Annotated in this window: 8 protein-coding genes and 1 pseudogene; 2 read left to right on the top strand and 7 right to left on the bottom strand. The window is 31.1% G+C overall.

The features are described 5' to 3' along the window. Positions 1 to 587 (top strand): annotated as a pseudogene (locus HMPREF2704_RS02075) (hypothetical protein); the annotation flags it as partial. A 28-nt stretch (positions 588 to 615) separates the two neighbouring features. Here the strand turns inward: HMPREF2704_RS02075 and HMPREF2704_RS02070 are convergent. The 4 genes from HMPREF2704_RS02070 to HMPREF2704_RS02055 all read right to left on the bottom strand — a co-directional run bounded on the left by HMPREF2704_RS02070 (position 616) and on the right by HMPREF2704_RS02055 (position 5932). Further along, positions 616 to 1296 carry a hypothetical protein gene (locus HMPREF2704_RS02070; protein ID WP_070845518.1) on the bottom strand — a complete coding sequence of 227 codons (681 nt, stop codon included), beginning with the start codon at positions 1294 to 1296 and terminating at the stop codon, positions 616 to 618. After that, positions 1277 to 1789: a Panacea domain-containing protein gene (locus HMPREF2704_RS02065; RefSeq protein ID WP_070845517.1), complete on the bottom strand. Its 513-nt coding sequence runs from the start codon at positions 1787 to 1789 to the stop codon at positions 1277 to 1279. The genes HMPREF2704_RS02070 and HMPREF2704_RS02065 overlap by 20 nt, the downstream gene beginning before the upstream one ends. 288 nt (positions 1790 to 2077) lie before the next feature. Then, on the bottom strand, positions 2078 to 3871 hold the full coding sequence (locus HMPREF2704_RS02060; RefSeq protein WP_070845516.1) for a DNA/RNA non-specific endonuclease: 1794 nt from the start codon (positions 3869 to 3871) through the stop codon (positions 2078 to 2080). A gap of 870 nt (positions 3872 to 4741) precedes the next feature. Further along, the gene (locus HMPREF2704_RS02055) at positions 4742 to 5932 is read right to left on the bottom strand and encodes an Abi family protein (RefSeq protein WP_070845515.1); all 1191 of its coding nucleotides are present in this window, start codon (positions 5930 to 5932) and stop codon (positions 4742 to 4744) included. Positions 5933 to 6321: 389 nt separating this feature from the next. On the opposite strand from HMPREF2704_RS02055, the gene HMPREF2704_RS02050 reads away from it, so the two are divergent. Then, positions 6322 to 6642 (top strand): S24 family peptidase, encoded by a 321-nt coding sequence (locus HMPREF2704_RS02050; RefSeq protein ID WP_367400480.1) that lies wholly within the window; start codon positions 6322 to 6324, stop codon positions 6640 to 6642. A 104-nt stretch (positions 6643 to 6746) separates the two neighbouring features. Here the strand turns inward: HMPREF2704_RS02050 and HMPREF2704_RS02045 are convergent, their stop codons facing one another. The 3 genes from HMPREF2704_RS02045 to HMPREF2704_RS02035 form a co-directional block, all read right to left on the bottom strand. Further along, on the bottom strand, positions 6747 to 9485 hold the full coding sequence (locus HMPREF2704_RS02045; protein ID WP_070845514.1) for a DEAD/DEAH box helicase family protein: 2739 nt from the start codon (positions 9483 to 9485) through the stop codon (positions 6747 to 6749). Positions 9486 to 9487: 2 nt separating this feature from the next. Next, complete coding sequence (locus HMPREF2704_RS02040) at positions 9488 to 11422, bottom strand: site-specific DNA-methyltransferase (RefSeq protein ID WP_070845513.1); 1935 nt, start codon at positions 11420 to 11422, stop codon at positions 9488 to 9490. A 266-nt stretch (positions 11423 to 11688) separates the two neighbouring features. Beyond that, on the bottom strand, positions 11689 to 12072 hold the full coding sequence (locus tag HMPREF2704_RS02035; RefSeq protein WP_070845512.1) for a DUF6680 family protein: 384 nt from the start codon (positions 12070 to 12072) through the stop codon (positions 11689 to 11691). Positions 12073 to 12227: the final 155 nt, after the last annotated feature.

The following is a 12227-nucleotide window of genomic DNA, read 5'->3' as shown; positions in this document are numbered from 1 at the left end:
CTTATAAAAACAGCACTAATAAAAACGGCACTAAATACGAACAAACCATAAAAGAAAATCTAGAAATGGAAAAACCATTCTTCCACGCATTTGAATTAGCAAATGAAAGTGATCTAGGATATTGGGGAAATAAAATGAAATGCTGGGTTGAAGACCATGATGAAAAAGATATTGAAAAAGATAAAGAAAAATATAACAAAAAAATTATTAAATCTTTAAAAAAGATAACTAAAAAAATTGCACTTGCTGAGTTCTTTCCCTACCATTCTATATCTTATAACGATATGTATGACAAATTAGGTAAAGGTACTTCTCCAAATAGTAATAGAAAAATAAAAGATTACCTTCCTACGCAAAAATTCCTCTTTGAAAAAATTAAAAAAAGAATTGATGACAAAAATGATGAAGTGATAATAATTCTTACTCGCTCATTTGCAAAATGGTATGAAGCTATTGAAGGTTTACGAGATTATAAGCATTGTTATGAAGTTAATAACACTAGGAATTTTTCACTAAACCCAGCTCAGATATTTAAAGTACATAGAGACTCTGTAGAAGATAAATTAAAAAGCATAATTTTAAAATAATATAAAAAAAGAATCGACTGATTCTTTTTTAATTGATATTTTCAAGTGAGAACTCTCTATTATAATCTTTAACCTGTTCATATGTTCGATTCATAGCTTCTACACTGGTTAACAATCTGTTTTTACCAGTTATTTCATCTTTATCGCAAAGTTTGCTAGGAATAAACAAATGATAAGGATCGAGTAAAACTACTTCTAAATAATGTTTTAGTCTCTCTTTTTTATGTGACGAAGGTTTAATTGTATAAACACAAATTACTCTAAATCTTCCCTCATGAGGCGACAAAATATTGAAATTGTCCAAAATGGATGATTTTCTAAAATATGATTCATGAAAATCAACAAAAGTTTTGTCTAAAAAATTATAAAGGATATCTTTTATTCGTTTGCCTTGATCGTTATTTTTAATATTAATTTGAGTAGAGTTGTTTTGAATAATGGATGGCTCATTAATGATTTTTTTAAAACATAACATTGTTTTTGAATCACCACCCAATTCACTTTTCATATTTGAAAATTTTAAAGAAGGTAGATTAACAAATTTTTTTGAACATTTTTTAAAAACAACTTCTAATTTAATATCTTTAAAATCAATCTTGTTAGGTGGTGTGTATGATTCCGAATTAAATATTTTATCCTGGAATTTTATTTTCGGCTTGTTACCGAACACATCAACTGAAAACTGTTCATTACGCATATTTTTCAGCATATTCGTCAACAATTACTTGAGGATCCATTTTTATATGCATTTCACCCTCTTTTTCCTCAAACGGGACACGCCATGCATCATCCTCATGAGTTCTATCAACCAATGTAAAATCATCAACTTCATTAGTTTGTTGAATGATGCTGTCAATAAATTGAATCACGTTCCTTTTTTCTGAAGGGGTAAGTTTTTCGTTTAATTTATCTTCAGTCAACTCTACTGCTTCATAAAGGTCTTCACGGTAAGCTGTATAGACATCATCATCAACTGGTCCATACTTCCATGCTTCGAATTTAGGTTCAAATAAGAAATTAGTGTAATTAACAGATTCTAATTCCCCAAAGCTTTCTTCACCTGATAATTTTCCGTATGTTGCTCCATAAAAAGCAAATAGGAAATATAAAGTCTTTTGAATTTTAATTGGAGAGGCTTCGTTTAATTTATAAAACAAATGATTTACAAGGTCAGTCTTATCCTGAAAGATGTAATCAGACATTTTTCTAGTCTCCTTTTACTACAAAAAATGCAAGTAACACACATCTGTCACCTGCGTTTTTTCATATTATAGTTATATTATACACTGTTAAAAGGCTTTGTCAATGTTTTTCCCTTCAAAATGAAAGAAAAGTAATGTCTATCTTAATATCCGTTAAGTTCTGATAATATTTAAGACAATTAAATTTCAATATACATTTTCTTATATTTAAAAAATGTACAAGTGAACCGCCACTTCTTCTGCTATTACTTGAGTGAAACCAGCTCTTCAGCCAAAAGTTAGCAATTTTCATCTTTCATCAATAATTCCTGCCCAATAATCAAAATTCTCCTCAAGATAAAGTAACACATTAAATAGTTTTAAAAACTCTTCTTCTGAAATCTCGTCATCCCAACGTCCATGTCCAATCATGTGTCTATTTGGATAGTTAATAGTAAATCGTTGGGTATCTGCAAAAAAGTTATAACACCAATGCAAAAGGCCGTAGTCAAAAACCGTTTTTTCTCCTGGACTTATTTGCTTATTAATTTTTCTTATCGCCCTGTGTCCAACTGCTATCATCTTATCTGCATCACTAGATAATGGCTCTGCTAATCTATTAAGTGCTCCATCAATAGCTAATGAAGCAAGGGTGTAGGCTGCATAGTAGTTTTGTTCTGAATAACTCATTGCCATTGACTGGATTAGATGATAAGAAAAATACTGTGATTTCGCCAAATACTCTACGTTAGATGTATCTGCAATAATCTCTTTAAGATTATCTAACCACTCTACCTCAATTTCTTCAGTATCGTCTAACAAAAGCTGATTAACGACTGCTCTGTCTTGGAAGAAGATAACCCAGCCTTTATCAGCAAAACTTTCTACTTTAGCGATTATCCCTTTTCTCTCTTCTTCCGTGTATGGAGTAAGAGCATTTTTTACTACCTCAGATAAATTTAAAAGCTGTCTCCTTAATTCTATGCGGTAGTCTGTGGCAATACTTTGTTCTAAGATTTGTGACATTTTATTTAGACTCTTGAACAGTTCCTTATTCTGTTCTAAAAATCTCTTCGAACCCGATTGTTCTATCATACTATTTATTTTCTTTGGAAGTTGTGCAATTTCTTTATTTTTCAACAGGCTTGTAGCAGCTGCTATTCTTGATAGATTAGCTTGTTCTGCTACTTTAGGATAAGTTGCAATAGTTGATAGTGCGTCCTTTATAATATGTTTAGATAATTTTTTTATGGGGTCGGCAGGGCTCACATTTACTTCAGTTAAGGATGAATTGGCTTTTATTGAACCTGTTTTATAATTGATGTCTAAACCTTTCTGAGCATTTGGGATAAAGACATTAAATTCATTCATGATAACATCGTCTTCTTCTACTTCAAACGCTTCTTTATTTGGCGTTTTAGCTTCTAAAATAACACCTCTAGGAAGGTATTCAAATTCTTGCTCTGCCCCTTCTGAATTCTTTTTAAAGATAGGCGTAACTCTATATTCAACATCAATTCCTTTTTCTAATGTATTAAGTATAACATTCTCAAAATAGAACATACCACAAGCTTTTCCAGTTTTGTGCTTAGTATTAGCTCGATTGCACCAATTAGTGATCATAACGAAGTTTTCCCGTTTACGGTAATCAAATTCGTCACAATAAGCAATAATTGAATCTGCTATTAAATGTCCTCGATTAAAAATATCCTCACTTGAATACACTGAACAATCAATGTCTATTTGTTGTTTGCCATAGGCATTATCAGGTTTAGTGCTCCAGTCTAAATACTTCCCTTTTTTTTCCTTATGAGTCTCGGAAGATTCAGAATTATCTTTGTTTTTATTAAACCGTTTAGACAACAATACCTTTATTGTTTTAATTTCAATATTTTGTTTTTCGTCCAAAATAATTTTATGCTGACAAATACTAGGCCATTTATCATCATCAAACATCTTATTGTTATTCAGAATGTAGAATCCACCGTCATCATATGAAGAATTTTCTAGCAAATTCTTTAATTTAGGGTAGTCAAGGTAAGCTTGTTTAATATCTAATTCTGAAGGCTTTAACTCTACTGTATATTTATCACTACGGCTCATATGTTGTCCTCCTAAAAGTATAATTTTCCTTTTCTAAATTATAACACGGCTTTTACATGATTTAATCAGATAAATATAGAACTAAAATGTACATTATTCCATCTCACCACATCTACTTCATACCCACTAAAATGTACAATTGAATCTACTACATAATCACTTTAACTCACTACCTAAAATATACATTATTCACCCCTAAAATAATGTACAAAACAAAAATAAAGTACACTTTTTAAAGAATGTACTTTATGCTTCTAATTCAGTTGTATCAATTGTTTAGCTCATGTTAAGTCAATTGTACATAAACTTTTAGTTTTTTAAAGTTGTCGTCTATTCCTCAGAATTACTTGAAGAACAGGAAAAATTCGATAACAAAGTAGTCGATCTATTCAGTTATAAAACCTATGAAGGTCTTTCTGCTGGAACTGGCCACTCCTACTTTGGAGATGTAGATTATACTCTTACTTATTCAACTGAGAATATCCCTCATGGTTTCTCCTCATTTAGTGATAGCTTTCTTCTATACTAATAAACGAAAGCGAAAAAAGTGATTTTAGCATTATACTGTAGAAATAAATATTAACTATAGTAATGATTAACTTTCTAAAATATCTTCAATAAGCGGTTCTATCCTCTGGATAATAAATCAGAAATTCTGAACTGCATGTAAACTCTATAAAATTCAAGTTACTTCAGAAATCAACATCTTCAACAATTTTTTAAACTTACCTAAATATATAAAATAAGGAGGAAAGTTTGTCAACCTTCCCCCTTATGACCTTTTGAAAACCTCTTTCAAGGATTTCACGCCGTCGTGGCACTAAAATATAACTATATTATTCTATCATAACCAGCAACTTTTTGCAACACTTACTTGCCAATTCTATTAAAAAAATTTTTATTAATATCAAACTTCAATAGTAACATGTTTTTTAAGTAATATGATTGAATAGCTCGATCAATCCTTTTAAGAGAGAATCTATTAAAAGAATTTAAAATTTTTAAACTTTGATAAAACTTTAAAACTCTATTATTCCTTTTAGGAGTAAGTAACAAATCAGATATAAAAAGTCTATTGATTAGAATACTATTTCCCGTCCTATATCTGGTTATGAGACCAAAGTGTGCCAATTGGTTTCTCAACTCACGTAGTATTTCACAAGCGTTAACAAATTTCTCCCGACTCCCACTAATAGAGGAATCAAATCCCATCTCACTCATAATTTTATTTTGTATAGCAATGTCTAATCCTTGAAATAAAACCAACAAGTCATTTAACATTAGTGTATCAATAATAACCCAAAGCGGAGGATTTTTATAGCTAGAAATATATGGATATTTTATTTTACAGAAGTCAGAATAAGATAATTCAAAAAATCTTCCCTCTATGTTTTTAATTTGAATCGTCACATTCATAGAACCACTTAATGAAGAAATATAACTAGGAGTATTAGAAATTTTTATTGAAAATCTCCCTCGGTATTGATTTTTTTTAAGGTCATCAACTATTCCATCAAAATCACCTTCTAGGTTGTAATATCCGTTACGAGAGGGACTAATTTTACCTGTAAATATTACATCTTTAATCTTGGCAGAAATATTATGCTCTCTAAAAAAAGAATGCGTTTTTCTATTATTTCCATGAGTATAAAAATACTCTGTAAAAGAATTTCGATTGTGTGCTATCGGTAGCACATAACAATTGATATCTAAATAATTTAAGTTAGAAGCAATACCACTATTGCAATGAACTTTTGAAAATTCGTATGCAATTCTCGACTTCAGTTCAACCTCAATTTTTTCGATTTCTTGAAATAGGTACTTAGCTATATTTCTATCCAATGTGTATATTCTCTCAAAATCTTTAAAAGAGACTCTTTTCATATATTTTTTAGGGTTAGAGGTCTCCAAAAAAATAGTTTCAAAACCATTTATAGAATTAAAATAATTTTTCTGCTGAATAAAACTTTCCATCCCTGGCTCATCGGTAATCTTCAAGTTCCTGTCCCGTTGAATCAAAATCTGCTCTTCAATAGTCTTAAACTCTTTTTCTCTAGTCATATTTTATTATCCATCTGCAATATCTTTGATTATATTATACTTTTGAAAATATAAGTATCAAATATAAAAGCATTAATAGTTATTTTTCTTGTTTACTTTCAAAGTCATTTAACAATTTCAGTATACCACAAAAACGCAAAATAGGCTGTAACGAAAATGTTTTCCCGCTGTTATTACAGCCTTTCTTTTTCTGTAACTGTACCTCAGTTCCCTCAGTGAAGGGTACTCTAATTTTCCCATCCTCTTAAATGCTGATGTGGTCTAGAAGTTAATTCATCATAACTCCTTCAAATATATCTAAATCTAGTATCTGATACCTCTAATCACGTACCTCTCATCATAGATTTTATATATTCCAAATAATCGTAATCCACCTACTTGTCGTTACGATGCAAACCGCTATATATTATCAGCTACTTATCCTTTTTAAACGTTGGATAGAATTTGTTTATGTAGTAGGTGACTCAATGGAGCCTGATTTACCTGATGGCGATGTAGTATTGATTAAGCAATCAACAAATATCGAAGATGGACAAATTTATGCGGTTGAGTTAAATAATCAAACCTACGTTAAAAAGGTGTATCTCCATAAAACCTATCTACGACTTGTTTCAATAAATGAGAAGTATGATGATATTTATGCGCCTTATGAGGAAAATCCTCGAATTATTGGAAAGATAGTGGGTAACTTTACTCCTATTGAGGAGTAAAAAGAGAACGATTAAGAAGACTATATTGCCTTCTTAAATATAGTGTTAGGTATGTAAAAGTTAATGATAATATCAAAAAACGATTTCCATCAGGAAATCGTTTTTTAGAACAAGTTCATTCTAATATTACCACCAAATTTTGGCTTACTAAGAGCAATTTGTGCTAATTGATTAAGAGTTTGCTCACTATTTTCTTTGTTGTAAAATTTAAGCCCTTTGATAATAACATCATCTACTTCATCCTCGAAAATTAAATCGTCTTGATGTTCAGTGATGTAGGAAAGAAGTTCTTCTTTCCATTTATCTTTTTCTACTAATTGCTCGCCTTTAGGTTCAATAAAAATTTGAAGGTAATAGTCTGCGTTTTGAAGAAGTAAGATAAAGTCTGGTTGAAAACCTGAAAAATTGATTTCTCTTGGGTTTTCTTCGAATTGGTGCAGTTTTAAGTATTTAACTTTGTCTGTCCCTTTAAGCATATTTTCATCCATACGAATTAGAAAAACATCTCCATATTTTTCTCTTAGTTCATCAATATGGTTGGCAATAGCATTAACTAGGTTTTCTTCGTTCCTATTGATTATAGCTGATTGATAAGCAAAAAAGTCAAATTTTTCAAATGGAATGTTATATACCTTTTGTTCGATAAATGAAATACTTTGTTTGGCTGTATCATAGTTAGGTACTCGTTTACGATAATCGGCCAGATATTCTGAAATAGGATATCCAATAAAACGATTCGTTCCCCTCTCTTTTTGATATCCAGCTTTTATTTTAGAAGCGAGTACATTTAAAAAGTTGTCAACAATTTTTAGTTTCTCAATAGCTGAAAAATCTTCAACGATAGTTTCCTTCTCTGTCGTGACAGATAGTACAAGGTTCGACAAGTCTAGCCAATTTTCACCCCAAAAATCATCCATAGATTTAAGATTTGGAAGATATTTTCTCAGATTGTCAAATCGGTAAAAATTAGAACGATTAACTGCTTTTTTAAAGTATCTAATATCAATATCTCTTAATTGGGATATTTTTGATTCTACTTCTTCTGCTGCAAGGTAGGTTGTTTCATATGTTGATTTGAAATAAGGTACGTTAGCTATCTTCGATACATCAATTCCATAAGAACTTAAATTTACATAATGTTCATCCGAAATTTCCTCGGTTTCATTATAGTAAAGTTTACCTGTTTTATAGATTTGAGTTTTCTTGAATGATGACTTCAATTTAATTTCAATTGGAGGATTTTTTTCATCTTTTCCAGTAACAAGATTCATCTTATCAAGTGATGCCATTAAATTTTTGATGTATTGTGGCTCATTAAGAGTATGATAGTGCAATGTTTCCAATAGAAGACTTGCTATTTCATCGGATTCATCAAATCGTCTTTGGTATGAGATTTTTTGATTTAAAGGGAAAGGATTATATCGTGCTCCACGTCCAATCAGCTGAGCTTCTGAATTGGTTGATTTAGCATCTCTGTTATCATTTTTCTTACCCAAATTACTAATACGAACAATATCATATAGATTTAGGACATCCCAACCTTCTGTTAATTTTGCCACAGCAAAAACTACACGATACAGGTTGCTTGGTGACTCAAGCGAATTGAGCGCCTGATACTGTCCTGTTTCTAGCAATCCTTTTGCACCGCTATCTGAATCATTTGCATTTAAAATCCTAGTTGGTGCAAATCCACGCTTGATTTCTCGGACAACGGTTGAGAGATCATCATATTCAAGATAATACTGATAAGCCAGTTGTAGGGTATGACTTTGCTCTTCTGATATACTTCTCGATTGCGAAACAAGGAACTCACTTAAACTTTCCACTGTCAGATTTTCAATCATCTCATTGAATAAATTATTTGCTTCATAGGAAGCATCAATTTTATGTGATTTAAAAAGGATGACCGGTTTTATTTCAACACCAAATTTTTCTAGAGCGAATTTGCGACGATATTCACTCAGAAGAACGGTACTAAGCATGTTATCTTCATTGGAATTCCCTGTTTGAATGCGTCTTACATTTTTGGAATAGCGCTCTTTAATGTATGAATCCAATGTATAACGATAAACAATCTTATCTCGATATTTTTGATAAATAGTATCATCGTCAAAATCAAGTGTTGCTGTAAATTCTAGCAATAAGTTGTCATTATGTGCATCAAGAAGTTTCAATAGACTCATTTCCCATGAAGCTTTTTCTAATTCGATTTTTGTTTTCTTCTTAGTAGAAGCAGAATAATGATGAGCTTCATCAGCAAGAATAATCATTTTTGTTTTTTGATAATCGTTCAAAGACATGATATTTTCTGCTTGATTAAGTAATTCATTTTTTAATGTTTGAATTGAAACAAATTTGATGTTGATAGAATTTGAAAGTGGAAATTCTGGAAATCTTCCTGAAATCTGGTTAATAACGATATGTTCACCGTCAATTTCTAGGTTGGAATTGAAAAGAAACTTAGTAGATTGAGCATTTGTAAGGTTGTCAATTGTTTTACTCAGAACTCCATTTGTATTTACAGTGAACAGAAAGTTTTGATACCCTTTTTCTTTGTAGAGATAGAGTATTAAACCAGCCATCAAATCAGTCTTCCCAGATCCAGTTGCCATATTGAACATAAGCTGTCTTGGCTTTCGAAACTTGAAAGTATCTGATGTTTGAGTGTAGTGGAAATAGCGAATAGCTTCGCTCTGATAAGAGCGCGGTTCATGTTTGAGATTTTCTATAATATAGTCTGGTAATTCCCAACCATGTTGCTCGTTCAAAATATCCATGTCCAACTGTTTCAGCTCATCGAAGAGTTCAAACGTCAGCTCTCTCTTCTTTGTATTTTTAGCCATAATTACTCTCCGTAAAAACTCTTATTAAAATCATAATCTGATTGAGATAGTTGCGATTTAATAGTTGCATCATCGATTTCAGAATAGTTGTGGTAGAGCTGATTTTTATCAATAATCTTCACGAGAATTTTTTTCTGCATTTCAAATTCTTCATCCCAGATAGATTGATTGACTTCTTGTAAATCCACTCTGAAATCAAAATCAAGTGTGGATTTCATATCATCAAAGATAGTTTTCAATTCATCAGAATTTTTAGAGTTGAGGACAGCATCAATAAAGGTTGAGTTTTTGTTCATCAACTCAGCATAAATAAATGAACCCCCACCAGTCCAATTGACGTCTTTTGAGATACCACCTTGTTCGCCTGTAATCACCTTTTTCAAACGTTCAACAGAAATTGTCTTAATATAATCCATCTGTTCGATACCGATATATTGGCGGTTCATTTTGTGGGCGACAGCTGCAGTTGTGCCAGACCCCATAAAGAAATCAAGGACAAGATCGTTTTCAGAAGTTACTGCTCGAATAAAAAATGCTAACAGACTTTCTGGTTTAGAGTATGAAAAGTCAAAACCTAATTCATTCAAATGAGTTTTAGCATCCTCATTTGTGCCTACTCCAAATATTTTTGATAAATAGCGTTCATCAATAAATTTTTCTGGGGCAACATTGCCTGCTTCTGCTTTTTGATATCGAATAGAAAATTTATCTGTTTTAATAACAAAGTCCCCTCCTTTTGAAACTTCGTTATCTAGATAGTCTTGTCCCCATTTAAACTTACCTGTCAACCGAATGGCATTTTTATTTTTCCCATTTTCAATTATTAAATCGTCCTCAAGAAATACTGACGGTTTTTGCCCAGCACAATGATGTCCATCTGGAATATTAAATCGAATAACTCCTGCCTTGAAACTAAGTGTCCCAATAGGATTACTTGAATTTAATAATGGTGCGTCTCCATTTTCTGCATCCTTACCAATCCAACGAACACTTGGGTCTTTCTTCTTTTCATAAGCATGGATATATTCCACACCACTACGACTTTTTTTCCCAAGTGAGTCAGCGTTATCAGTATTCCGCCAAATAAAAGTTTCAACAAAATCATTCTTCGCAAAAACATTATCCATCAACACTTTTAAATAGGCTTGACCATCTTCTGCCATAGAAACAAGCAACACTCCACCGTCATCCAATAAATCTTTTGCAACTTCTAGTCTATTCTTCATAAACGTTAACCAAGTGGATAACTTAAAATTCGAATTATAAGGAAACGTATCGGCATCTTTTATTCCCTCAAAATAGTACGGTGGGTCGATATAAATCAACTTCACTTGTCCAGCAAAACGTTTTTTCAAACTATGGAGTGCTAACAGATTATTTCCTTTGATAATCAGATTATCCGTATCCTTGATTTCTGATACAGGTGAAGAGCCATTTTTTTCATATTTCTTAACATTTTTGAAAATCTTGTCATCAAGGAGGACATCAATCTCCTCTCGAGCAACTATCTCATTTAAAAAGGGTTCTTCAGCATCTTCCTTCGATACATCATCTTTACTCATCCCTGCCTTCAAGATAGTATCTTTGTATGGAAAATTTAGCACAACATCTGCCACTTCATCCAAATAACGATTATTCGTTGATAGTCCAATTTTGTTAATGTAACGTGTGTAAGAGTTTGACCAATATTCATCAACTTCAAGCATTTGAATTATATCGTTGATTTTCAAAATAATCGCACCAGCAATATTCTCAGTAAACGCTTCATTTAGAATTGGATTTGTTAAGATTTTTTCAACCAAGTCAGGTTTATAATTATCTATATCTGTTATAATTACATCTTTTTTCAACAAACCTTCAACGACATAGCGCTCATCAAAACTTTCCACCACTTCACGCAGGGCTTGTTGAATCTTTGTTTCTAATTTTTGGCTCATGCAAATACCTCACTTTCAATTGCAATGAAAAAAACTTGTTTTTGAGATTTGTAATAGATACGATTGATTATATAATCATTGTATACTATGTTCGTGTTTATTTCATGCATTTCCTTTGTTTTTTGATACATATATTATATCAAAATCCATAATTTTATTAAATTCTATATATTAAACAAATTTAGACTTTTGCTCTCAATTTTTAGTACATAGAGTTTTAAATAATAGTACTATCTCACATTTATCCATTAATTTAATAAAATAAATTAATTTTTATTTATCGAAAGAGTTTTTAAGATCATTTCATCATCCCAATTTGAAATATCAATTTTTACATTTTTATCTGTACACATAGATTTAATCAATCTTAGTAAATTTTTATCGTCCGCAATTGAGAGTAGATTATCGTAACACTTAATCACATCTTCATTATCAGAAAAAACAATTGGAATTTTTCCTAATGTTTTATTTAATTCTTCTACTTCTCCATAATAGTTATCCTTCAACATAAACCTATTACCAAAGAATTCGACAACAAAATCTCTCTTCATTTTCTTAACCAAGGTTTTACGTTGATAATACTCTGAAATAAAGACACCGATAAGCCCTGATGTGAGGACTGAAGTAATAATAGTATTGATAATATTCAATTTAAAACTTCCTTTCGCAGCTTAATAATTACATTATATCATTAATTAATGATATTTTATTAAAGTGGATATTCAAATTTGTGTTAAAATAGTGTTATAAATTTGAATTAGAGGTTATTGTGATGGAAAATCCTTGGATAGATACTACTTCGGAA

Origin of the sequence: Streptococcus sp. HMSC076C09 (genome assembly GCF_001837905.1) — a bacterium.
Taxonomy (GTDB): Bacteria; Bacillota; Bacilli; order Lactobacillales; family Streptococcaceae; genus Streptococcus; species Streptococcus parasanguinis_I.
The sequence above is the reverse complement of the archived record's forward strand: the minus strand, read 5'-3'. Positions and strand labels throughout refer to the sequence as shown.